The 24,323-nt window shown below is 65.3% G+C and carries 18 protein-coding genes; 4 read left to right on the top strand and 14 right to left on the bottom strand.

The annotated features are described in order from the left end of the window. Nucleotides 1-77: 77 nt before the first annotated feature. From AC1RWI_RS17260 to AC1RWI_RS17245, 4 genes are read right to left on the bottom strand one after another with little or no spacing between them, the layout of a single operon-like run. Nucleotides 78-1,154, bottom strand: coding sequence for a branched-chain amino acid ABC transporter permease (locus AC1RWI_RS17260; protein ID WP_174426560.1), 1,077 nt, complete (start codon nucleotides 1,152-1,154; stop codon nucleotides 78-80). 26 nt (nucleotides 1,155-1,180) lie between these two features. Continuing rightward, complete coding sequence (locus AC1RWI_RS17255; protein ID WP_043343258.1) at nucleotides 1,181-2,095, bottom strand: branched-chain amino acid ABC transporter permease; 915 nt, start codon at nucleotides 2,093-2,095, stop codon at nucleotides 1,181-1,183. 24 nt (nucleotides 2,096-2,119) lie between these two features. Next, entirely contained in the window at nucleotides 2,120-3,025 is a 906-nt protein-coding gene (locus AC1RWI_RS17250) for an ABC transporter ATP-binding protein (protein WP_082054781.1), read from the bottom strand. 14 nt (nucleotides 3,026-3,039) lie between these two features. Beyond that, nucleotides 3,040-5,010 (bottom strand): AMP-dependent synthetase/ligase, encoded by a 1,971-nt coding sequence (locus AC1RWI_RS17245; RefSeq protein ID WP_043343252.1) that lies wholly within the window; start codon nucleotides 5,008-5,010, stop codon nucleotides 3,040-3,042. A 236-nt stretch (nucleotides 5,011-5,246) separates the two neighbouring features. Here AC1RWI_RS17245 and AC1RWI_RS17240 point away from each other — a divergent pair, with 236 nt between their 5' ends. Next, nucleotides 5,247-5,915 (top strand): Crp/Fnr family transcriptional regulator, encoded by a 669-nt coding sequence (locus tag AC1RWI_RS17240; protein ID WP_492867659.1) that lies wholly within the window; start codon nucleotides 5,247-5,249, stop codon nucleotides 5,913-5,915. A gap of 58 nt (nucleotides 5,916-5,973) precedes the next feature. Here AC1RWI_RS17240 and AC1RWI_RS17235 read toward each other — a convergent pair whose 3' ends face one another. After that, the gene (locus AC1RWI_RS17235; protein ID WP_492867657.1) at nucleotides 5,974-7,518 is read right to left on the bottom strand and encodes a methyl-accepting chemotaxis protein; all 1,545 of its coding nucleotides are present in this window, start codon (nucleotides 7,516-7,518) and stop codon (nucleotides 5,974-5,976) included. Nucleotides 7,519-7,774: 256 nt separating this feature from the next. On the opposite strand from AC1RWI_RS17235, the gene AC1RWI_RS17230 reads away from it, so the two are divergent. Further along, nucleotides 7,775-7,942: a hypothetical protein gene (locus AC1RWI_RS17230; protein ID WP_158408258.1), complete on the top strand. Its 168-nt coding sequence runs from the start codon at nucleotides 7,775-7,777 to the stop codon at nucleotides 7,940-7,942. A gap of 37 nt (nucleotides 7,943-7,979) precedes the next feature. Here AC1RWI_RS17230 and AC1RWI_RS17225 read toward each other — a convergent pair whose 3' ends face one another. From AC1RWI_RS17225 to AC1RWI_RS17210, 4 genes are all read right to left on the bottom strand, one after another. Continuing rightward, nucleotides 7,980-8,834, bottom strand: coding sequence for a 3-hydroxybutyryl-CoA dehydrogenase (locus tag AC1RWI_RS17225; RefSeq protein WP_043343243.1), 855 nt, complete (start codon nucleotides 8,832-8,834; stop codon nucleotides 7,980-7,982). A 72-nt stretch (nucleotides 8,835-8,906) separates the two neighbouring features. Beyond that, a complete protein-coding gene (locus tag AC1RWI_RS17220) occupies nucleotides 8,907-9,341 on the bottom strand; it encodes an HIT family protein (RefSeq protein WP_043351192.1) in 435 nt (144 codons plus the stop codon). Nucleotides 9,342-9,452: 111 nt separating this feature from the next. Beyond that, the gene (gene icmF, locus AC1RWI_RS17215; protein ID WP_492867654.1) at nucleotides 9,453-12,761 is read right to left on the bottom strand and encodes a fused isobutyryl-CoA mutase/GTPase IcmF; all 3,309 of its coding nucleotides are present in this window, start codon (nucleotides 12,759-12,761) and stop codon (nucleotides 9,453-9,455) included. 367 nt (nucleotides 12,762-13,128) lie between these two features. Then, nucleotides 13,129-13,467 carry a DUF2917 domain-containing protein gene (locus AC1RWI_RS17210; protein ID WP_492867652.1) on the bottom strand — a complete coding sequence of 113 codons (339 nt, stop codon included), beginning with the start codon at nucleotides 13,465-13,467 and terminating at the stop codon, nucleotides 13,129-13,131. Between the two features lie 183 nt (nucleotides 13,468-13,650). Here AC1RWI_RS17210 and AC1RWI_RS17205 point away from each other — a divergent pair, with 183 nt between their 5' ends. Then, nucleotides 13,651-15,108, top strand: a complete 1,458-nt coding sequence (locus AC1RWI_RS17205) for an aminotransferase-like domain-containing protein (RefSeq protein ID WP_492867650.1) — start codon at nucleotides 13,651-13,653, stop codon at nucleotides 15,106-15,108. On the opposite strand, the gene bcaP is transcribed toward AC1RWI_RS17205, so the two are convergent. The 3 genes from bcaP to aptA all read right to left on the bottom strand — a co-directional run bounded on the left by bcaP (nucleotide 15,069) and on the right by aptA (nucleotide 19,508). Next, nucleotides 15,069-16,463, bottom strand: coding sequence for a branched-chain amino acid transporter BcaP (bcaP, locus tag AC1RWI_RS17200; protein WP_043343230.1), 1,395 nt, complete (start codon nucleotides 16,461-16,463; stop codon nucleotides 15,069-15,071). The two genes, AC1RWI_RS17205 and bcaP, sit on opposite strands and share 40 nt — an antisense overlap. 149 nt (nucleotides 16,464-16,612) lie before the next feature. Next, a complete protein-coding gene (locus AC1RWI_RS17195; protein ID WP_043343228.1) occupies nucleotides 16,613-18,130 on the bottom strand; it encodes a CoA-acylating methylmalonate-semialdehyde dehydrogenase in 1,518 nt (505 codons plus the stop codon). A gap of 46 nt (nucleotides 18,131-18,176) precedes the next feature. After that, nucleotides 18,177-19,508, bottom strand: a complete 1,332-nt coding sequence (gene aptA, locus AC1RWI_RS17190) for an omega-aminotransferase AptA (protein ID WP_492867647.1) — start codon at nucleotides 19,506-19,508, stop codon at nucleotides 18,177-18,179. A gap of 355 nt (nucleotides 19,509-19,863) precedes the next feature. On the opposite strand from aptA, the gene AC1RWI_RS17185 reads away from it, so the two are divergent. After that, nucleotides 19,864-21,381, top strand: a complete 1,518-nt coding sequence (locus AC1RWI_RS17185) for an aminotransferase-like domain-containing protein (RefSeq protein ID WP_492867714.1) — start codon at nucleotides 19,864-19,866, stop codon at nucleotides 21,379-21,381. Between the two features lie 39 nt (nucleotides 21,382-21,420). On the opposite strand, the gene AC1RWI_RS17180 is transcribed toward AC1RWI_RS17185, so the two are convergent. Together AC1RWI_RS17180 and AC1RWI_RS17175 are read right to left on the bottom strand one after the other, a co-directional pair. Next, nucleotides 21,421-21,999, bottom strand: a complete 579-nt coding sequence (locus AC1RWI_RS17180; RefSeq protein WP_492867645.1) for an acyloxyacyl hydrolase — start codon at nucleotides 21,997-21,999, stop codon at nucleotides 21,421-21,423. 356 nt (nucleotides 22,000-22,355) lie between these two features. Further along, nucleotides 22,356-24,041, bottom strand: coding sequence for a putative bifunctional diguanylate cyclase/phosphodiesterase (locus AC1RWI_RS17175; protein WP_492867643.1), 1,686 nt, complete (start codon nucleotides 24,039-24,041; stop codon nucleotides 22,356-22,358). Nucleotides 24,042-24,323: the final 282 nt, after the last annotated feature.

Raw genomic sequence — 24,323 nt, 5'->3', positions numbered from 1 at the left:
CTTCACCTTGGCAGGTGTGTTTGTTATGGAATACCCGTTTCTCTTGTGCCGAACCAAAAACGTCAATGCGATGAGACTCAATGGGGGAATGGCCAGAGCCGCAGCTTCTCCTTCGCGATCTGCCACAGCCGCGCCAGGCCATGCGGCTCCACCACCAGGAAGAAGATGATCAGCCCGCCGAACACCATCAACTGGATATGCGACACAGCGGCGTTGGTAAAGGGCAGGTGCAGCAGCGCGGCCAGCGGTGGCAGCGCGATGTCCAGGAAGATCGGCAGCAGCAGGATGAAGGCCGCACCCAGGAACGAGCCGAGGATGCTGCCCACGCCGCCGATGATGATCATGAACAGCACACGGAAGGAAAGGTCGAGCGAAAAACCGTCCGGCTCGACCGAGCCCAGGTAGCAGAACGCATAGAGCGCGCCCGCCACGCCGCAGTAGAACGAGCTCACGGCAAAGGCCAGCAGCTTGGTGCGCATCAGCGGGATGCCGATCACCTCCGCCGCCACGTCCATGTCGCGCACCGACATCCAGGCGCGCCCGGTGGAAGAGCGCACCAGGTTCTTGGCCACGATGGCCAGCACCGTCACCAACATCAGCACGAAGAGGTACTTCTTCACCGGCGTATCGATGGCGATGCCGAACAGGTTCAACTGCTGCGCGGTGATCACGCCCGATGAGCTGTTGTTGGAGAACCAGGGAAACTTGGTCAGCGCCCACACCACGAAGAACTGCGCTGCCAGCGTCGCCACCGCAAGATAGAAGCCCTTGATGCGCAGCGACGGCAGGCCGAACGCCACGCCCACCATCGCCGCCGACAAGCCGGCGAGGATAAAGGTCAGCAGCACCGGCAGGCCCTCGATGCGCAACTGGAAGTTGTAGGCCGCGTAAGCGCCCACCGCCATGAACGCCGCGGTGCCGAGCGAGAGCTGCCCCGCGTAGCCCGTCAGGATATTGAGCCCGAGCGCGGCCAGCGCGAAGATCAGGAACGGGATCAGGATGGCCGAGAACCAGTACTCCGAACCCAGCAGCGGGATCGCCACGAAGGCCACCGCCATCAGCACCGCAAAGCCGATGCGGTCCTGGCGGATGGGGAAGATCTGGCTGTCGGCAACGTAGGTGGTCTTGAACTGGCCGGATTCACGGTAGAACATGTTTTCTCTCCTGAGGCGCGGGCCGGTCAGACACGATCGATGTGTTTCTCACCGAACAGCCCCTCGGGCCGCACCAGCAGGAACAACAACGCAAACACATAGGGGAACCAGCCTTCGATGCCGCCGAAGTTGCCGCCAAACGCGGACTGGAACACGGGCGGGATATAGATCTCGGCCAGCTTCTCCGAAGCCCCGATGATCAGCCCGCCGACGATGGCGCCGGGCACCGAGGTAAAGCCGCCCAGGATCAGCACCGGCAACGCCTTCAACGCGGTCAGCGTCAGCGCAAACTGCACGCCATTGCGCGAGCCCCACAGCATGCCCGCCACCAGCGCCACGAAGCCCGCCACGCCCCAGACAATGGCCCAGATATGCTGCAGCGGAATCCCCAGCGACAGCGCCGCCTGGTGATCGTCCGCCACCGCGCGCAATGCACGGCCCACCTTGGTGTACTGGAAGAACAGCGCCAGCGTGCCCACCAGGATGCCGGCGATGCCCGCCGCCGCCAGGTCGAACCTGGATACCACGATATTGAAGCGCGTCAGGATGGCTTCGATGGGCTCGTCGACGATGCCAAGGTTGATCGGGCGCACTTCATTGCCGAACAACAACGGCCCCAGCCCCTCGAGGAAGAAAGACAGCCCGATGGTGGCCATGAACAGCGTGATGGGTGGCTGGTTCACCAGCTTGCGCAGCACCAGCCGTTCGGTGCTGATGCCGACCACCACCATCACGCCAAACGCGCCGATCACGGCCGCCCACATTGGCAGGCCCTTGTCCATCAGCCCCACCACCGCCAGCGCGGCAAAGTACACCATCGCGCCCTGCGCGAAGTTGAACACGCCCGATGCCTTGTAGATCAGCACGAACCCCAGTGCCACCAGCGAGTACATCAACCCCGACAATAAGCCGCCGATCAGGATTTCAAAGAAGAACGTCATGGTTGTCCTTGTCTTGCAGCTGCATCAGTGACCAGCGCCCAGATAGGCGCGAATCACATCCGGGTTGGCCTTCACCGCTTCCGGCGTGCCGTCGCCGATCTTCTTGCCGTAGTCCAGCACCACCACGCGGTCGGAGATGTCCATCACCACGCCCATGTCGTGCTCGATCAGCACGATGGTGGTGCCGAACTGATGGTTCACGTCCAGGATGAAGCGGCACATGTCCTGCTTCTCTTCCACGTTCATGCCGGCCATCGGCTCGTCGAGCAGCAGCATCGAAGGCTCGGCCGCCAGCGCGCGTGCCAGCTCCACGCGCTTTTGCAAGCCGTACGGCAGGCGCCCCACCGGCGTCTTGCGGATCGCCTGGATCTCGAGGAAATCGATCACCTCCTCGACCTTGCGCCGGTGCTGCATTTCCTCGTTGCGCGCCGGGCCCCACCACAGCGCGTTGGCCAGCAGGCCGCTGCGGAACCTGGTGTTGCGCCCGGTCATGATGTTGTCGAGCACGGTCATGCCCTTGAACAGCGCGATATTCTGGAAAGTGCGCGCGATGCCCTGGCGCGCCGCGGCGGTGGGATGCATCTTGCGCCGTTCCTCGCCACGAAACACGATGCGCCCTTGCTGCGGGTGGTAGACCCCGTTGATCACATTGAGCATCGAGCTCTTGCCCGCGCCGTTGGGGCCGATGATGGCGCGGATCTCATGCTCGCGCACGTCAAACGAGATATCGGTCAGCGCCTTCACGCCGCCGAAGGCCAACGAAATATTCTGCAGGTCGAGTATCACGTCGCCGGCCTGCCGCACCTGCGCATGCTCCATCTGAACCCCGCCGAGCGCTTGTGCTGTTGCCCCTGCCCCCGCGCTCGCGCCGCTCCACGCTGGCTGGCCATCGCCGCCGCGCCCCACGCCTTGCCATGCCATTTGCGTCATCCTCTCGCCCCTGCTCATGCTGCGCGCTTCGCGCCGGCGGTGGCCGGGGGGAAGCGCTTTACATCGACCAGCTTCAACGTGGCCGAAACGCTGCCTTCACGCCCGTCCTCGAACTTCACGCGCGTCTCGATGAACTGCTCCGGCTTGCCGGCGTACAGCGCTTCGACCAGCGACGCGTATTTCTCGGCGATATAGCCACGGCGCACCTTGCGCGTGCGGGTGAGCTCATCGTCGTCCGGATCGAGTTCCTTGTGCAGGATCAGGAAGCGCGACACCTGCGAGCCAGCCAGCATGGCATCGACGCAAAGGTCGGCATTCACTTGCTCGACGCATTCGCCGATCATGGCGATCACCTCTGGCTGCGCCGCCAGGTCGATGTAGCCCGCATAGGCCAGGTGGCGCCGCTCGGCCCAGTTGCCCACGGCATCGAAATCGATGTTGATGAACGCGCAGACGCTGTCGCGGCCGGTGCCGAACGCCACCGCCTCCTTGATATAGGGAAAGAACTTGAGCTTGTTCTCGATGTACTTGGGCGCGAACATGGCGCCGTCGGACAGCTTGCCCACGTCCTTCGCGCGATCGATGATCTTGAGGTGGCCGTCGGCGTCGATCACGCCGGCGTCGCCGGTCATGAAATAGCCTTGGTCGTTGATCGCCTCGCGGGTGGCATCGTCGCGCTTGTAGTAGGCCTTCAGCAAGCCCACGCCACGCACCAGCACTTCGCCGTTCTCGGCAATGCGGATCTCCATGCCCGGCGCGGCAGGCCCTACCGAATCGAACTTGACCTTGCCGTCCGGCTGCAGGCAGACATAGGCGCAGGTTTCGGTCTGGCCGTAGAACTGCTTGAGGTTGACGCCGATGGAGCGATAGAAGCGGAACAGGTCCGGGCCGATCGCCTCGCCCGCCGTGTAGCCCACGCGGATGCGGCTCATGCCGAGCACATTGCGCAGCGGCCCGAAGATCAGCGCCTCGCCTGCCGCGTAGCGCAGGCGCTCGGCCAGCGGCACCGGATTGCCGTCGAGGATGTCGGTGCCGCAGCGGCGCGCCACGCCCATGGCCCAGTGAAAGAGCTTACGCTTGATCCAGCCCGCATCTTCCATGCGGATCATCACCTGCGTGAGCAGGTTTTCATAGATGCGCGGTGGCGCGAAGTAATAGGTGGGGCCGATCTCGCGCAGGTCGGTCATCACCGTCTCGCGCGATTCCGGGCAGTTCACGGTAAAGCCCGCCACCATGGCCTGCGCGTACGAGAACAGGTTGTCACCCACCCATGCCATCGGCAGGTAGGACAGCACATCGTCACTTGCGCTCAGGCCATCGAACGCGCAGCCGTTGCGCGCAGCGCCGATCAGGCCGCGATGCGAGTGGCACACACCCTTGGGCTTGCCGGTGGTGCCGGAGGTGTAGAGGATGATGGCGGTATCGTCAGGCTCGCCCGCGGCAACGGCCGCATCGAAGTATCCTGGATTGGCACGATCGAACTCGCGGCCGATTTCCTGCAGGCGCTGGTAAGACATCAATGCAGGATGATCGTAGTCACGCAGCCCGCGCGGGTCTTCATAGATGATGTGGCGCACCTTGCGGCCCTGCGCGGCTAGCTGCTCCTCCACCTCCAGCAGCTTGTCCACCTGCTCCTGGTCCTCCACGATGGCGAAGTCGATCTCGGCATCGTTCAGCACATAGATCATCTCGCCGGCAATGGCATCCTGGTAGAGCGGCACCGGCACGCCGCCCATGGCCTGCGCCGCGCTCATGGCCCAGTACAGGCGCGGCCGGTTGTCGCCGACCACCGCCAGGTTCATGCCGCGGGCAAAGCCCAGGGCCGCCAGGCCGCACGCGAGCGCGCGCACCTCCTGCGCGGTCTGCGCCCAGCTATAGGTTTGCCAGATCCCGAGATCCTTCTCACGGTAAGCCGGGCTTTCCGGCCGCTGCTGCGCATGCGCGAGCAACAAGCGCGGGAAGGTCGTCGCCGACGGTTCCTGCATGGATGTCTCCTGTCCCTCCGGCGCGGGGATCCGCCACCGGTGCCAAGCCTGCTGCCGCTGGTTATACTTGGCCTGTTTTGCCCGGCGGTGTTCGTGCCGCGACGCAACAAGCCCGCCGCGCCTGTCCTGGCGCGCATTCGCGGTTCGTGGTGATCGTAAGATAGTCCATGCCATTTCCCCCGGTTGTCACGCCGATGACAATTCCGGGTTAATCCCTACGGGAAGGTTCCCAGGTCATGCTCAACGATTTCGTCGACCGCTGCGTGTGGGCAGCCGACCTCAGCGAAGAACAACGCGATATCGTCCGCCGCGCCATGTGCGTGCGCGAATATAGCCAGGGCGACTATGTCTGCCATAAAGGCGATAAGGCGGAACACTGGATGGGCGTGCTGGAAGGGATCGTCAAGATCACTACCGTATCGCCCTCCGGCAAATCGGTCACATTCACCGGCGTGCCCACGGGGGGCTGGTTTGGCGAAGGTGCCGTGCTCAAGGGCGAAATCCGCAAGTACGACGTGATGGCGCTGCGGCGCTCGCGCATTGCATTCCTGCCGCGCGAGACTTTTCAGTGGTTGCTGGATACCAGCTTGCCGTTCACGCGGTTCCTGCTGACGCAGTTCAACGAGCGGCTTGGACAATTCATTGCCGCCGTGGAATACGAGCGGCTGCTCGATATCGATTCGCGCGTGGCGCGCGCGGTGTCGTCGCTGTTCAATGAGCACCTGTACCCTGGCCTGGGGACCACGCTGGAAATCTCGCAGGAAGAAATCGGACTGCTGGCGGGCATATCGCGGCAGCGGGCCAACCAGGCGCTGAAGGTGCTGGAGCAGCAGGGACTGGTGAAGGTCGACTATGGCGTGATCGAGGTATTGGACCTGGAAGGACTGCGGCAGTACGGCGAGTAGGGCCGCCACGCCCCTCGTGGCCGCCTTGCGGCCTGGCCCGAGGGGGCGTGGCGCGCAGTCAACGGAATACGCCGACCGCTTCCACCAGCCGGTTGGCCTGCTGTTTCAGGCTCTGTGCGGCGGCCGCGCTCTGCTCCACCAGCGCAGCATTTTGCTGGGTGATGCGATCGAGGTCGCCGATGGCATCGCCAACCTGGCTGATGCCCGTGCTCTGCTCGGACGTAGCCAGGCTGATCTCGGCGATCAGGTCGGAGACGCGCCTGACCTGGGCCACGATATTGTCCATGGTCTGGCCGGCGTCGTTGACCAGTTGCGCCCCCGAGTCGACCTTTTCCACGCTGGCGCCGATCAGCGCCTTGATCTCCTTGGCCGCGCTGGCGCTGCGCTGCGCGAGCCCGCGCACCTCGCCGGCCACCACCGCGAAGCCCCTGCCCTCCTCCCCGGCCCGCGCGGCTTCCACCGCGGCATTCAGCGCAAGGATATTGGTCTGGAAGGCGATGCCGTCGATCACGCTGATGATGTCGGCGATCCGCTTCGAGCTGCTGCTGATTTCCTCCATGGTCGCCACCACCTGCGACATCGCCTTGCCACCCTTGGCCGCCTCGGTGCTGGCGGAGCCGGACAACGCGTTTGCCTGGGCCGCGGTCTCGGCATTGCTCTTGACCGTGGCAGTCATCTGCGTCATCGACGACGCTGTATCCTGTACGTTGGATGCCGCCTGCTCGGTACGCACGCTCAGGTCGCTGTTGCCCTGCGCGATCTCGCTGCTTGCGCCCTGCACGTTCAGCACCTGCTCGCTCACGTCGTCGATCAGCCAGCGAAACATCAGGCCAAGCTGGCTGATCGTGCGCAGCGTCATGCCGATCTCGTCCACGCGGTCCATATGCTCGACCTGCTGGCTTTCGCCGGACGCCACGCGCAGGGCCTGTGCCATGACCCGCTCCAACGGCCGCGAGATCTGCGCCTCCAGCCAGCCACAGACCAGCAGCAACATGGCGGCGACGATGCCGCCCAGGCCAGCCAGCGGCATCCCGCTCATGCCAAGCGCCGCCGCACCAATGACCGAGGCCGGCAGCAAGGTTGCCAGGGCGCCCCGGATGCGCCAGCGCACTGGCATGGTCTTGAAGGCCGACGCCCACCGCTTCCAGCCGCCCTGAATGATCAGACCCTTGTGAAAACGCCGTTGGCCCGCACTACCCTCGCGGAAGTCCTGGTAGAGCCGCCCGGCAGCGTCAATCTCCTCGCGCGAGGGCTTGGTGCGCACCGACATGTATCCCACCGACTTGCCGTTGCGCACTAGCGGCATGGCGTTGGCGCGTACCCAGTAATGGTCGCCGTCCTTGCGCCGGTTCTTCACCAGCGCCGTCCAGGGCTCGCCGCTCTTGAGCGTGGCCCACATATCGGCGAAGGCCTCGGCCGGCATATCGGGGTGCCGGACGATATTGTGGGGCTGGCCCCGGATTTCCTCGCGTGTGAAACCACTGACATCGACGAAGGCCGCATTGGCATAGGCAATGCGGCTCTCGGTGTCGGTGGTCGACATCAGCGTGGCGTTCTCGGGCAGTTCGTATTCGCGCTGCGAGACGGGTTGGTTGTTGCGCATAAAGATTCCCCATCGGTTTTCCAAAGCACGCGCAGCGCACAGGCAATGCCACGACTGCGGCGGCGCGTAGTGCATATCAGCGTTTACGGGAATGTCTTTACAAAGCTTTAGCGGTCTGGAGTGAATCAAGCCATTCATCTGGCTTTACTTTGATCGAAATTGATTTCACTCAGTATTTATCGGTTTTTTCGCCACGACAGGCTTGACATAATTTCAGTACGATCGTGCTATTAACTGAAAATTGATATGGGGATTCATGTTTGAAAAATTCAGGCAGGCAGCAAATAGTCAGGAACCGAAAAAGGCATATTTCATTGATCGCGACAGCGCTGCAGAACCCGGCAGGCCGGGGCGTTCGACAAACGAAAAAAAGCTGGCGGCGGATCGCTCCGCTGCCAGCTTTCTTGGTGCCCCCCGTTTGTGATGATGAAGGGGGCTTTCGGCCTTTTACAGCTTCAATGTCACTTGCTGTAGACGTACACACCGCGGCCGGTCTTGCGGCCGAGATAGCCCGCCGCCACCATTTCGCGCATCAGCATGGCCGGGCGGTACTTCGGGTCGGCAAATTCGGTGTACAGCACCTCCATCACCGCCAGCATCGTATCCAGGCCGATCATGTCAGCCAGCGCCAGCGGGCCGATCGGGTGGTTGCAACCCAGCTTCATGCCCTCATCGATTTCTTCCGGCGACGCCAGGCCTTCGCCCAGTACGCAGAACGCCTCATTGATCATCGGGCAGAGAATCCGGTTGACCACGAAGCCCGGGTTGTTCTTCACGGTGATCGGGTACTTGCCGAGGTTCTTCGACAGTTCTTCCACCAGCGCGTGCGTGGCATCGCTGGTCTGCAGGCCGCGGATCAGCTCCACCAGGGCCATCATCGGCACCGGGTTGAAGAAGTGCATGCCGATGAAGTTGCCCGGCCGGCTGGTGACAGCGGCCAGCTTGGTGATGGAGATCGACGAGGTGTTGGACGCAACGATCACGTCATCGCCGACGACGCCGTCGATCTGCTTGAGGATCTTGACCTTGAGGTCGAAGTTCTCGGTAGCGGCTTCGATCACGATGTCGGCGGCCTTGAGCGCGTCATAGGATGTGGAGCCCTTGATGCGCGCGAGTGCAGCGTCCTTGTCGGCTTCGCTGATCTTGTCTTTCTTGATCAGGCGATCCAGGCTGCTGCCCACGGTGGCGATGCCCTTGCTCACCGCTGCGTCGCTGATGTCCACCATCACTACGTCCAGGCCCACCACGGCGCACGCTTGCGCGATGCCGTTGCCCATGGTGCCGGCGCCTACGATGCCCACTGTCCTGATTCCCATCTTGTCTTCCTTGTTGCTGGTTGCTTGATTCTGGCGTGGCGCGCTGCAGTCACGGCGCACCGATGTATCTGGTCAGGCTTCGCGCAGCGCGGCGACGATGCGCTCGGCATGCTGGCTGAGGATTTCCGGATCCTGCATGTCGCTGCCGTGGCCGCGCAGGGTGCGCTCGGCGTAGCGCGGCACGATGTGGAAATGCACGTGCGGCACGGTCTGGCCCGCGGCGGCGCCGTTGAACTGGCCGATCGAGATGCCGTCCGGCGAGAAAGCGGCGCGCACCGCGCGGGCGACGCGCTTGGTGGTGCGGATGGCGGCTTCGGCGCCAGCATCGGAAAGGTCGAACAACTCGGCGGCGGGTTCCTTGGTCACGACCAGTACGTGGCCATCCGACTGCGGCATGATGTCCATGAAGGCCATGGTGTCGGCGTCTTCATATACCTTGTTGCAAGGCAATTCGCCACGCAGGATGCGGGCGAAGATATTGTTGGGATCGTACACGGTACTCCTGATTGGTCTTGGTCTTGATCTTCGCTGGCGCTCGCTGCCCGCAAGGCGACGCGGCTGGCGCAAGCGTCAAGTTTAACGCAGGGGCCTCGCACGAGACAGCCCCTGGCCGACGGATCACATATTGCGGCGGTACTGGCCTCCTACCTCAAACAATGCATGCGTGACCTGCCCGAGCGAGCACACGCGCACCGCGTCCATCAGCACCGCAAACACATTGCCGTTGTCGATCACAGCCTGGCGCAGCCGCTGCAGCATGGCCGGCGCCGCATCCGCATGACGGGCGTGGAAGTCCGCCAGCCGCGCAAGTTGCCCCTGCTTCTCCTCTTCGCTGGAACGCGCCAGTTCGAGCGATGGCGGCGCGGCGTCGCCATCGGGATTGCGGAACGTATTGACGCCGATGATGGGCAGCGTGCCGTCGTGCTTGCGCTGCTCGTAGTACAGCGACTCGTCCTGGATCTTGCCTCGCTGGTATCCCGTCTCCATCGCGCCGAGCACGCCGCCGCGCTCGGCGATGCGCTCGAACTCCTGCATCACCGCGTCTTCCACCAGGTCGGTCAGCTCATCGATCAGGAAGCTGCCCTGGTTGGGGTTCTCGCATCTGGCCACGCCCCACTCGCGGTTGATGATGAGCTGGATCGCCAGCGCACGGCGCACCGACTCGCCGGTGGGCGTGGTGATGGCTTCGTCGTACGCGTTGGTGTGCAGCGAGTTGCAGTTGTCGTAGATGGCGATCAGCGCTTGCAGCGTGGTGCGGATATCGTTGAAGTCGATCTCCTGCGCGTGCAGCGAGCGCCCGGAAGTCTGGATGTGGTACTTGAGCTTCTGGCTGCGTTCATTGGCGCCGTACTTGTCGCGCAGCGTCACCGCCCAGATGCGGCGCGCCACGCGGCCCAGCACGCTGTATTCCGGGTCCATGCCGTTGGAGAAGAAGAACGACAGGTTGGGCGCGAAGTCATCGATATGCATGCCGCGCGCCAGGTACGCCTCCACATAGGTGAAGCCGTTGGACAACGTGAACGCCAGTTGCGAGATCGGGTTCGCTCCCGCCTCCGCGATGTGATAGCCGGAGATCGACACCGAGTAGAAATTGCGCACCTGGTGATGGACAAAGTACGCTTGGATATCGCCCATCACCTTGAGCGAGAACTCGGTCGAGAAGATGCAGGTGTTCTGGCCCTGGTCTTCCTTGAGGATGTCGGCCTGCACCGTGCCGCGCACGTTCTGCAGCACCCACGCGCGGATCTTGCCTTGCTCGTCGACGGTGGGCTCGCGGTCGTTGTCGGCGCGGAACTTGTCGAACTGCTGGTCGATGGCGGTGTTCATGAACATCGCCAGGATAGTGGGCGCGGGCCCGTTGATGGTCATCGACACCGAGGTCGACGGGCTGGTGAGGTCGAAGCCGTCGTACAGCACCTTCATGTCGTCGAGCGTGGCGATCGACACGCCCGAGTTGCCAACCTTGCCGTAGATGTCCGGGCGGGTGTGCGGGTCCTCGCCGTACAGCGTGACCGAATCGAAGGCGGTGGACAGGCGCTTGGCGTCCATGCCCTCGGAAACCAGCTTGAAGCGGCGATTGGTGCGAAAGGCATCGCCCTCGCCGGCGAACATGCGGGTGGGGTCTTCGTTCTCGCGCTTGAAGGCGAACACGCCGGCGGTGTAGGGGAAGCTGCCAGGCACGTTCTCGCGCAGCAGCCACTTGAGCACTTCGCCGTCGTCCTCGAAGCGCGGCAGCACCACCTTGCGCACCGTGGTGCCGGACAAGGTGGTGGTGGTGAGCGTGGTGCGGATTTCCTTGTCGCGGATCTTCACCACGTATTCGTCGCCGCTGTAGGCCTTGCGCATCTGCGGCCACATCGCCAGCAGCTTGCGCTCCTGCGCGCCGAGCGCGGCGTCGCGCTCGGTGGCCAGCGCCTGCAGCGCTTCGCCCTGGTCTTCTTGACCGGAGGCCGCCAGCAGCATGCGGCGCGCCTCGCGCAGTTGCTGGCGCTCGCGCGCCAGCCGGCTCTGCGCATCCACGCGGCGATGATAAGCGCGCACCGTGTCGGCGATCTCCGCCAGGTAGCGGTTGCGCGCCGGCGGGACGATCACGTTCTGGCCGGTGGAGACACGTCCGCTCAACTGCGGCAGCACGCCGCCCGGCGCACGCATGCCGCGCGCGCACAGCGCTTCGCGCAGGCCCTGGTAGAGCATGGTCACGCCGTCGTCGTTGAAGCGCGACGCCTGGGTGCCGTACACCGGCATCTCCTCGGGCTTGGCATGCCACTGCTCGCGGTTGCGCTGCACCTGCTTGGCCACGTCGCGCCACGCGTCCTGCGCGCCCTTGCGGTCGAACTTGTTGATGGCGACAAAATCGGCGAAGTCCAGCATGTCGATCTTCTCGAGCTGGCTGGCGGCGCCGAACTCGGGCGTCATCACATAGAGCGACAGGTCCACGTGCGCAACGATGGCGGCGTCTCCCTGCCCGATGCCCGAGGTCTCGACGATGATCAGGTCGAAGCCGGCCACCTTGCAGGCCGCCAGCACATCGGGCAGCGCCCGCGAGATCTCCGAGCCGGCCTCGCGCGTGGCCATCGAGCGCATGAAGATGTGCGGATGGTTGATCGCGTTCATGCGGATGCGGTCGCCCAGCAGCGCACCGCCGGACTTGCGGCGCGACGGGTCGATCGAGATCACCGCGATGGACAACGCATCGCGCTGGTCCAGCCGGATGCGGCGGATCAGCTCATCGGTCAGCGAGGATTTGCCCGCGCCGCCCGTGCCGGTGATGCCGAGCACGGGCGTCTTCACCGTGGCCGCCTCGGCGCGCAGGGTGTCGGCCAGCGCGGGATCCGCCTTGCCGTTTTCCAGCGCCGTGATCAGCTGCGCGAGCGCGCGGCGGTCGCCGCCTTTCATCGCATCGAGCGTGGCGGGGGCGTAGCGCGCCAGGTCGATATCGCAGCGCTGCACCATGTCGGCGATCATGCCCGCCAGGCCCAGGCGCTGGCCGTCCTCCGGGCTGAAGATCCGTGCCACGCCGTAGGCTTGCAGCTCGCGGATCTCGTCCGCCACGATCACGCCGCCACCGCCGCCGAACAACTGGATGTGCTCGCCGCCGCGCCGGCGCAGCAGGTCCACCATGTACTTGAAATACTCGACGTGGCCGCCCTGGTAACTGGAGATGGCGATGCCCTGCACGTCTTCCTGCAAGGCCGCGCTGACCACTTCTTCCACCGAGCGGTTATGCCCGAGATGGATCACCTCGCAGCCCGAGGACTGCAGGATGCGCCGCATGATGTTGATGGAAGCGTCGTGACCGTCGAACAGCGAGGCCGCGGTGACAAAGCGCACCTTGTTGACGGGCCCTTTCGGTCCCTGCGCCTGATGGGGAGCGCCAGGTTGAGCGCCAGGTTGAGCGCCCTTCTGCACATCGGAAAGATCGGTCATTGTCTCCACCACGTTCGGTGTTCTGGCTGGTCGCATGACGTCCATGGCTGCCGCTCTGGAGGCGGCTCGGATCTGACACGCGAGCGGTCTGGCTGGTGCCGGCGCAACGGCTTGATTATATGACGTTTACGTTAACGGCAATCACTCCACGGCAGCGCTGAATGCCGCGCGGCGCGGCCAGCCATATGAACATCCTCGCATAGTTGGCGCGACAATGTGGAGGGAGGGAGCGAGGCATCGAGGGAGTTCGATGCCGGCAAACGGCATTCTGGAGAGCGCACGACCAGACACTTGGCCAGGCTTCTACCAATACGGATGGGAGTGGGATGATCGGACACGCGCTGCGCGCGGTCCGGCCGAGATCCTCTCAGAGGCCCGGTTCCGGGCACTGGCCGGCACCGGAGGCACGGCGCTCGCCAAAGCGGCGCTTCAGCGCACTCGCCAGCCCGCCCAGCCAGCGCCACGACGACGGGGCCGGCGTCTGGGCCAGCGTGAAGCGCGCGCCCTCGCTTTCGCCGGACAACCATACCCGGGCGCCGGCAGGCAGCGCAAAGACGGCCCCCGGCAGCAGCCAGATGTCCGCGTGGTGGCCTTCCACCGTGAGCCAGAGGCGGCCTTCGACCGCCTTCACGCGCTGCCCTTCGCGGGCGCGCCAGCTCACCGGCTGGCCCGGTTCATCGAATTCGAAGATCCTTAGTTCGCGCATTTCATCACTCCTGTTCTGCATGGCGGCCATGTCTGTCGTGCCCACCGGCCCAGCCAGTGCCGGCACTTTTGCCGCATGCCTTCCATTATTCACAGCGCAAACTACAATCCCATGAACAGTTGCGAACAGTTTGACATGAACTGTTCAGTAGTTTTTCCTGACACTTTCCCCTGCACCCTGCCGATGAAGCTGACCCTCGTTCCCGCCACCGGCGTGCCCCTGACCGACCAGATCGTCAACGAGGTCAAGACCTGGATCAGCGCGCGCGAGGTGCGCCCCGGCGCGCGCCTGCCGTCGATCCGGCAGCTCGCGGCGGAGCATGGCATCAGCCGTTTTCCGGTGATCGAAGCCTATGACAGGCTGGTGTCGCAGGGCCTGCTCGATTCCCGCCACGGGTCGGGCTTCTTCGTCGCGGACAGCCCGCTGCTGGCGCGCGGCGCCCAAGGCTGGTCGGACCCGCGTCTGGCGGAGGATTTGTCGGACCATATCCTGGAGCAGTTCAACCATCCCAGCGCCACGCTCAAGCTGGCGGGCGGCTTCGTGCCCGAGAGCTGGCGCGACGTGGAAGGGCTGACCCAGGCCATTCGCCAGGTCTCGCGCAACGACATCAACAGCGTGATCCACTACGCCACGCCAATGGGCAGCCCGGAGCTGCGCCAGCATGTGCTGACCCGCGTGCGGCAGCTCGGCATCGCAGCGGAGCTGCCGCAGGTGCTGATCACCACGGGCGCCAGCCAGGCGCTGGACCTGGTGGTGCGGCGCCTGCTCAAGCCGGGCGATACGGTGTTCGTGGAGGATCCTGGCTACTACAACCTGTTCGGCCTGCTGCGCCTGCACGGGGTGCGGCTGGTGGGGGTGCCGCAAACCCGCAACGGCCCCGACCCGGACGCCGCCGAAGCGCTGCTGCGCGAGCACAAGCCCAAGCTGTTCTTCACCAACAGCGTGCTGCAGAACCCGACCGGCTCGACCCTCTCACCGCCGGTGGCGTTCCGCCTGCTGGAGCTGGCGCGCCGGCATGGCTTTCGTTTTGTCGAGGACGATATCTTCTCGGACTTCCAGACCAACTACACCGACCGGCTGGCCACGCTGGACCAGCTCGAACACGTGATCTACATCGGCGGCTTTTCCAAGACGGTGTCAGCCTCGCTGCGGGTCGGCTACCTGGTGGCCGACAAGGCGCTGGTGAAGGACCTGGTGGATGTGAAGGTGCTAACCAGCGTCGCGGGCTCGCATTTCGCGGAGAGCGTGACGGCCGCGCTGCTGGAGCGCGGCGCCTACCGCAAATACATGGAGCGGCTGCGGCTGCGGGTTCGCCAGGCCACCGCACGCGCGGTGCAGCACCTGGGCGACGCCGGCTGGGAAGTGTACTGCGAGCCGGCGGGCGGCAATTTCCTGTGGGCTCGTACGCGCGGGATCGAGGATTCGCGCGAGCTGGTGACCCTGGCCGAGCAGCATGGGGTGACGCTGGCGCCCGGCAATTACTTCCGGCCGGGCGGCGAGGATTCGGCCTGGATCCGCATCAACTCCGCCTTTGTCGAGGAGCCGCGCGCGCTGGCTTCCTGCAGGAAGCCGGCGCGCGCGAACGGTAAGCGCAGGCGGCGTCAGGCGCCGCCGTGCAGCACCGCGTTGCGGCGCGCGTAAAGGAAGTAGATCGCCAGGCCAATCGCCAGCCACGCCAGGAACGCCACCCACGTCAGGGCCTGCAGGTGCGCCATCAGGAACAGGCAAAAGCCCACCGACAGCAGCGGCACCACCGGCACCCCCGGGCAGCGGAAGGCGCGCGGCAGGTCAGGCCGCGTCTTGCGCAGCACCAGCACCGCCACCGAGATCAGCGTGAAGGCAGACAGCGTGCCGATATTGATCAGCTCCGCCAGCACATTGAGCGGCACGAAAGCCGCGATGAAGGCAAACACGATGCCCACCGTCCACGTAGCGAAGAACGGCGTAGCATGCACCGGGTGCACCGTCGAGAGCCGCTCCGGCAGCAGCCCGTCGCGCGACATGGCAAAGATGATGCGGGTCTGGCCGAAGGTCATCACCAGGATCACCGTGGTCATGCCCAGGATGGCGCCGAGATCGACGAATCCGGCCACCCAGTTCTCGCCCGCGTACTGCAGCGCCAGCGATACCGGATGATCGATGCCCGCGAACTTGGCGAAGGGCACGATGCCGGTCATGATGGCCGCCACCGTCACGTACAGCACGGTGCAGACCGCCAGCGAGCCGATGATGCCGATCGGCAGGTCGCGGCGCGGGTTGCGCACTTCCTCGGCCGCCGATGTCACCGCGTCGAAGCCGATAAAAGCGAAGAACACCAGCGCGGCCGCATTGAAGACGCCGTCCAGCCCGAACGGCGCAAACGGATGCCAGTTGGCCGGCTTGACGTGCCACACGCCCACCCCGATAAAGAGCAGCACCACGGCAATCTTGACGGCCACCATCACGTTGTTCAGGCGCGCCGACTCGCGCACGCCATAGGACACGACCCAGGTGATCAGCAGCATGATCACGGCAGCCGGCAGGTTGAACAGCGTCTGCACGCCCGGCACGGCACCGGGTGCGGCGGTAAGCATGGCCGGCAGGTGAATGCCGAAGCCCGCCATCAGCGACTGGAAATAGCCCGACCAGCCCACCGACACCGCCGAGGTCGCAAGACCATATTCAAGCAGCAGATCCCAGCCGATCATCCACGCCACGATCTCGCCAAGCGTGGCGTAGCTATAGGTGTAGATGGAGCCGGAGACGGGGATCGCGGACGCGAACTCGGCGTAGCAGAGCGCGGCAAACCCGCAGGCGAGCGCGGCGATCACGAAGGAGACGGTCAGCGCCGGGCCCGCCGTGAGCGCGCCGGTGCCCGTCAGCACGAAGATGCCGGTGCCGATGATGGCGCCAATGCCCATCAGGATCAGGTCGACGGGGCCGAGCACCTTTTTCAGCCCGTCATCGCGTGCGGCGGCCAGCATGGCCTCGATGTTCTTGGTGCGGAACAGACTCATCGGTGGGTACCCCTGGCGCGCTGGGCGGCTTTGAAAAGCGGCGTATTTTAGCGCGATGGGGCGGACGGATTCGTCACTTTTGGGTTGCTCGCTGTTTCTTTGAGCGGCAACAGCCAAAACACCCCATCATCCATTCAACGCCAGAACCCTCACTTAGCCACCGGCATCGTAAATTCCGCCCCCTTCCCGATACTGTCCGGCCAGCGCTGCATGATGCTCTTGTACCGCGTGTAAAAGCGAATGCCTTCCTCGCCATAAGCATGATGATCGCCAAACAACGAGCGCTTCCACCCGCCGAACGAATGCCATGCCATCGGCACCGGGATCGGCACGTTGATGCCCACCATGCCCACCTGGATCTGGCGCGAGAACGCACGTGCCACGCCGCCATCGCTGGTGTAGCAGGACACGCCGTTGCCGTACTCGTGGCCGTTGATCAGGTCCACTGCTTCGGCAAGGTCATGCACGCGCACCACCGACAGCACAGGGCCGAAGATCTCTTCCTTGTAGATGGTCATGTCCGGCGTGACGTTGTCGAACAGCGTGCCACCCACGTAGAAGCCGTTCTCGTGCCCGTCGACCTTGTGGCCGCGGCCATCGGTCACCAGCTTGGCGCCCTCTTCCACGCCCTTGGCGATGTAACCTTCTACCTTGGCCTTGTGCGCGGCGGTCACCAGCGGGCCCATCTCGGCATCGTCTTGCATGCCGTTGCGGATCTTCAGCGACCGCGCGCGTTCGGCCAGGCGCGGCACCAGCTTGTCGGCGACATCGCCCACCGCCACGGCCACCGAGATGGCCATGCAGCGCTCGCCGGCCGAGCCATAGGCAGCACCGATCAGCGCGTCCACGGCCTGGTCGAGGTCGGCGTCAGGCATCACCACCAGGTGGTTCTTTGCACCGCCCAGGGCCTGCACACGCTTGCCGCGCCTGGTGCCTTCGGTGTAGATGTACTCAGCGATCGGCGTGGAGCCGACGAAGGACAGCGCCTGCACGTCCTTGTGCGCCAGCAGCGCGTCGACGGCTTCCTTGCCGCCTTGCACCACGTTGAACACGCCATCCGGCAGGCCGGCCTGCTTGAGCAGGTCGGCAATCAGCAGCGAGGGCGAGGGATCGCGCTCGGACGGCTTGAGCACGAAGGTATTGCCGCAGGCCAGCGCCACCGGGAACATCCACATCGGCACCATCACCGGGAAGTTGAACGGCGTGATGCCGGCCACCACGCCCAGCGGCTGGCGCAGGTTCCAGTTGTCGATGCCGCCGCCAATGTTGTCGGTGAAGTCGGTCTTGAGCAGGTTGGGAATGCCGCAGGCAAACTCAACGATCTCCACGCCGCGGGTGACTTCGCCCTTGGCATCCGAGAACACCTTGCCGTGCTCGCGCGTGATCAGCGCGGCGAGGTCGTCATGGTGGCGGTCGAGCAGTTCCTTGAACTTGAACAGGATGCGCGCGCGCTTGAGCGGCGCGGTCTCGGACCAGGCCGGGAACGCGGCGTGGGCCGCAGCCACGGCGGCATCCACGTCCTGCGCCGAGCCGAGCGCCACGCGCCCGGCAACGGCGCCCGTGGCCGGGTTGAAGACGTCGGCAAACCGGTCCGACGAGGCGGCGCGCACGGTCCCGCCAATGTAGTGCGCAATGTCGGCGATCTGCCGGTTCTCTGCGATGTTCACGTCAGTGTTCCTTGTCTTGTCTTTGCGGCCACGGCATTCGCTGCAATCACTGCAGTTCTTGCAGCACTGTCTTCACGGTGTCGAACATCTCTTCGATCTGCGCCTCGGTGATGATCAGCGGCGGCGAGAAAGCCAGGATGTCGCCGGTGTAGCGCACCAGCACGCCGCGCTCCAGGCATTTCAGGAAGGCCTCATAGCCACGCGCGCCGGGCTGGCCGGGACGCGGCTCCAGCTCGATGCCGGCGACCATGCCGAGGTTGCGGATGTCCTTCACGTGGGGCGCACCGCGCACGCCGTGCACCGCGGCTTCGAACTTCGGCGCCAGCTCGGCGGCACGGCCGAACAGGTTCTCGTTCTTGTAGATATCCAGCGTGGCGATGGCCGCGGCCATGGCCAGCGGGTGGCCGGAATAGGTGTAGCCGTGCAGGAACTCGATGGCGCCCGGCGCCGCGGCGTTGACCACGGTGTCGTGCACTTCGCGCCGCACCGCCACCGCGCCCATCGGCACGGCTGCGTTGTTGATGGCCTTGGCCATGGTGATCAGGTCCGGTGTGACCTTGAAGCGCTCGGCGGCGGTGGCCGCGCCCAGGCGGCCGAAGGCGGTGATGACCTCGTCGAAGATCAGCAGGATGCCGTGCTTGCTGGTGATCTCGCGCAGCTTTTCCAGGTAGCCCACCGGCGGCACCAGCACGCCGGCCGAGCCGGCCAGCGGCTCGACGATGACGGCGGCCACGTTGGACGGGTCGTGCAGCGCCAGGATGCGTTCCAGGTCGTCGGCCAGGTGTGCGCCCCAGGTCGGCTGGCCTTTGGAGTAAGCCGCCTCGGCAATATTCAGCGTGGCCGGCAGGTGGTCCGTGCCGGGCATCAGGTTGGCCGAGAAGGCTTTGCGGTTGGGGCCGATGCCGCCCACCGCCATGCCGCCGAAGCCAACGCCGTGATAGCCGCGCTCACGCCCGATCACGCGGGTGCGCTGGCCTTCGCCACGGGCGCGGTGATACGCCAGCGCGATCTTCAGCGCGGTGTCGACCGATTCCGAGCCCGAGTTGGTGAAGAAGATGCGGTCCAGCCCGGCCGGCATGATGGCTGCCACCTTGGTGGCAGCCTCGAAGGTGAGCGGGTGGCTCATCTGGAACGGCGGCGCGTAGTCCAGGGTCTGCACCTGGCGGGCGACCGCGTCCGCGATCTCCTGGCGGCAATGCCCGGCAGCGACGCACCACAAGCCGGCGCAACCGTCGAGGATCTGGCGGCCGTCATGCGAGGTGTAGTACATGCCGCTGGCGGAGTCGAGCAGGCGCGGGGCCGCCTTGTACTGGCGGTTGGCGGTAAACGGCATCCACAGGGCATCGAGATCGGGGATCACAGTCTTGGCGGCATCCATACATCCTCCTCAGGAGCAATTGGCATTGGCTTGGGCGGCGGCTGGCGCCGCCCGGGTTGTCAGGTGATTCTGGTGAATGCGGCCACTGTAGCGGCCCTGCCCGGCTTAAAGAATATACGGTCGGCAGAACCTCGCCTTACCGTACAGTTAAGAGTGAGACAACTGTACAGATCAAGAGCCGCCCAAGCCGGGCGATCGCACCCGCGGATCCAGCCACTTCGCCCGCCACAGCGGTCAAAGTCCCACCAGCAGCCGAATTCACGTTGCAGCGCCGCAAAGCCCCGCGCCGCCATGAGGCTTCCCACCGAACCGGTACGGCCATTAAACTGTACAGGTCCATCCTTTCATGTCACGCATGTTTCACCTCGAACTTGTCCGCAGCCGGCGCAGCGGCGACACCCTCACCGAGCAGATCGTGGCGGGCATTGCCAGCCTGGTGGACCGGCGCGTGCTGCGCGCCGGCGTGGCGCTGCCGTCGGTGCGGCGCTTTGCCCAGCAGCATGGGGTCAGCACCTTCACCGTGGCCGAGGCCTACGGCCGCCTGACCGCGCTGGGTTACCTGAGCGCGCGGGTGGGCTCGGGCTACACGGTGGCACACCGCCACGCCCCCGCCGGCCAGGCCCCGGCGGCACGCTGGGAGGCGCCGGGGCTCAACGCCGCGTGGCTGCTGTCGGATGTGTTCGCCGATCATTCGGTGCCGATCAAGGCGGGTGCGGGCTGGTTGCCCGGCGACTGGCTCAACGAGGAAGGGCTGCACCAGGCCATGCGCGCCGCGGCGCGGGTGCCCGCCGCGCAAGTCTCGGGCTACGGCCACCCTTACGGCTTCGCCGCGCTGCGCGAGCATATCGCCGCCGGGCTCAGCCAGTACGGCATGCCGGTGCAGGCCCAGCAAGTGGTGCTGACCCAGGGCGCCACGCAAGCGCTGGACCTGGTGGTCCGCACGCTGTTGCGCCCGGGCGACACCGTGCTGGTGGAAGACCCCTGCTACTGCAATCTGTTGCAGATCTTGCGCCTTGCCGGCTTGCAGGTGGTTGGCGTGCGCCGCACCGCCAGCGGGCTCGACACCGACGCGCTCGACCACGCCATCCGCACCCACGCGCCACGCGCGCTGTTCGTCAACACGGTGCTGCAGAACCCCACCGGCGGCACGCTCACCAGCATGAACGCGCACCGCGTGCTGCAACTGGCCGAGCAGTACCGGCTGCTGGTGGTGGAGGACGATATCTACCGCGAGCTGGCGCCGCCCGGCTCACCCATGCTGGCTGCCATGGACGGGCTCTCGCACGTGATCTACGTCAACGGGTTTTCCAAGACCATCACGCCATCGCTGCGGGTCGGCTACCTCGCGGCCAGCCCGGAGTTAGCCAAGGCGCTGGCCCGCACCAAGATGGCAGTGGGGCTGACGTCATCGGAAGTGACCGAGCGGCTGGTGTACTCGGTGCTGACCAGCGGCCACTATGGCCGCCATGTCGCTGCACTGGCCGAACGGCTGCGCGCCCAGCAGGACCGGATCACGGAGAAGATGGAAGCCCACGGGCTGGAGGTGATGCTGCGCCCGGAAGGCGGAATGTTCGCCTGGGCAAGGATGCGGCCGGAAGACGGCGCAGAGCAGGCCGCGCTATCGGGCAACCGGCTGGCGACGCTGGCGCTGGAGCACGGCATCTGGCTGGCGCCGGGGTCTTATTTTGAACCGGAAGAAGGCGATTCGCCGTGGATACGGTTCAACGTGGCAACCAGCGATGAACCCGCGCTGTGGCGGTTTTTTGACGCGCTGCGCGGCAGGCAGACGCAAGGCGCGGGGGCGGAAGCGGAAGCGGAATCCGTTTCCCCCAGCACGCGCGCCCCGCGCGCAGGCATGGTCAGGCTGGCCTGAGCGTCATGGCCTCAGGCCAAGCCAGCCACTTTTGCAGGATCAGAAGCGATAACGCACGTAACCCGTGTAAAAACCGCTGCCCGGATTGGGCTGCTTGATACCGGCGTTGGAGACGTGCTGGTAGCGGAAGCCGGCTTCGTACGCGGTCTTGGAGCCAAAGGCCATGCCCACGCCGATCATGTCGGAGAACTGGAACAGGCTGCCGGAGCGGTGCTCGTCGGAGGTGGCCTTATGGCTCATCATGCGCACGCCGACGGAGGCTTCCAGGAAAGGCACCAGCGAGCCGCCGCGCTTTTCCACGCGCAGGATCGGCGAGAAGCCGAATTCGGTCACATTCTGGTGATTGGTACCGCTGCGGGCGTTCCATTCGGCCAGTTCGGCCTCCCACTGCAGCTTGGCCAGCCAGCCCTGCGGGTTGCCCCAGGCAAAGCCGGAGTCCCAGTTCACGCCAACTTCGTACTTGTCGAGGTTGTGGCCGGGATCGCGGCCAAAGGCCACGTGCACCGCAGGATCAGCGTGCGCGGCAGCGCATGCGCCGAGAGCAGCCATGGCGCCAAGCGCCTTGATACGTGTTGCAATCCGACGGGCAAGGCCGGCGTTCTTCTTATCGATGGTCATGTGCATGATGGGTGGTAATTACCGCAAAGAATGACAAGTCCTAGCGAAAACCTTGCCACCTCCCAGCGGCAAAGCCGACCACCCGTACTCAGGACCAGAGGCGTTCCACTACCCAGCCCGCGGTCACGCAGATCGCGAGCCAGGCGCTCATGCACCCGGCAATAAATCGGTAAGTCATGGTCAATTTCCGCAACAATCGCTTAGGGACAAGCGAATAATTACGGAATTATACATCCGTTCATGAATGTATGTTGAGGCCGGAGAAATCGGGCTAGGGCTCAACGTATCGGTGAGCGATTATGCACCTCCGGGACGGCACATGCTTGCGGCACGGCGGGGGCTGTTGCCGCGCCGCGTCAATCCCCCCTCGCCACGGCACTTTGGCCCATGACCACGGCGAAATCCGCTGCCGGCATCGGCCGGCCAAGCAGGTAGCCCTGTGCCGCATCGCAGCCCTCCTCGACCAGCAAGCGTTGCTGGACGTGGGTCTCCACACCTTCGGCCAGGGTTCTCATGCCCAGCGAGCGCGCCAGCGCGATGACCCCGCGAATGACCGCCAGGGCCTCGGGTGCGCTGCCGAGGACTGCAACGAATGATCTGTCGATCTTGAGGGTCACAACCGGCAGGCGCGTCAGGTAGGCCAGGCTCGAGTAACCGGAGCCGAAATCGTCCAGCGAGGCGCTGATGCCGCAGTGCCTGAGCTCGTCGAGCGCCGCCGCAGCACTGTCGAGGTCGGTCATCAGCGTGTCCTCGGTGACTTCCACGTCCAGCAGCCCGCATGGCACCTCATGCTCGCGCGCGAGGTCCGCCAGCAAGCCCGCCAGCCCCGGCATGACCAGCTGCCGCGCCGACAGATTGAGCGAGATCCTGGGCACCGTCAGGCCGCCGCGCCGCCAGGCCGCTATCTGGCGGCACACGGCGCGCATGACCCACAGCCCCACCGCCGGCTCCAGCGGCGACTCCAGCAGCACATCGAGAAAGGCGGCGGGAGGCAGCAGGCCGCGCGTTGGGTGCTGCCAGCGCAACAACGCCTCCGCGCCCGCCAGCCTGCCATCCGGCAGCGACCACTGCGGCTGGAAGTGAAGCACCAGCTGGTCGTCGGCCATCGCGGCATGCAGGTCGGCGCGCAACTGCAAGCGCTGCCGCAAGCCTTGGGCAAGGTCCAGGTGGAAGACGCGGAACTGGAAACGCCCCGCAGCCTTGGCCGCATACATGGCGGCATCAGCGTGGTTCAACAGGGTGTCGGCGGTGTCGCCGGCCTCGGGCCACTGCGCGATCCCTACGCTGGCACCCAGCAGTAGCGTGTGGCCGTCCACCTGGAATGGCTGCGACACGCCGGCCAGGATGGTGCCGGCAAAGCGCTCGGCCTGTCCCGGCCGTGCGTCGCGCAGGATGAACACGAACTCGTCGCCACCGACGCGCGCGACAAAAGCCGAAGACGCCAGCAGCGCGCGAAAGCGTTCGGCGACCTTGCACAGCAACGTGTCGCCCACTGCATGGCCAAAGGCATCGTTGACTTCCTTGAAGCGGTCGAGATCGACGAACAGCACCACCACCCCGGCCGCTTGCGGCGCTTGCGCCTGCATGCCGGCCGGCAGCACCGCAACCTGGGCTTGTGCAGCCTGCTCTGCCGCCTGCGCCACCGCGCGCGCCAGCACCTGCGTGCAGCGCCGGCGGTTCGCCAGGCCGGTCAGGTAGTCGTGGTCGGCATGGTATTCCAGCTGTGCCGACTGCTGCCGTTCGCGGCTGACGTCGCGAAAGAGCACGATAAGGCCGTTGGCATCGGGAAAGGCGCGCGCTTCGAACCAGCATGCCAGCGGGACATAGTAGGCGGTGCAGGTGCGTGATGCGCCGCTGACGGCGGCCTCATGAAACGTCCGGTAATACGCCGAGCCAATCAGGTCCGGATAGCACTCCCAGATGCCGCGCCCGTCGAGATCCGTACGGCTGCGCTTGAGCAAGCGCTCCATGGTCTGGTTGACGTAGGCGAATCGCCACTCGCGGTCGAGCGACATGACGCCATCCGCGACGCTATCGAGCATCGCGGCAAGATGCGTGGGCAACGCCCCAGCGGGCGGCGTGTTCGCGGGATTGGCATGACAGGGCAAAAGTGGCGCGCGCTGGGGAGAGTCGTCCATGTCGAGGGGGAGGCGTCCGAGCACCGCATGCATCACGGTTGACAAGGCGGCAGGTGGCAGGCGTCGGCCGCATTTTATCCTCGAACGCCCCGCGCCGGTGCGCCGGCACGTGCCTTTGGCCCAAGGATTGCGCGCCGATGCCCGCCACGATGTCCCCCGGTCACATACGGCTTCCCCCCACTATCC

The sequence above is a fragment of the Cupriavidus sp. MPR-AND1C genome (assembly GCF_058809705.1).
Note: the sequence above shows the minus strand (reverse complement) of the source record. Positions and strands in the feature narration are given on the sequence as shown.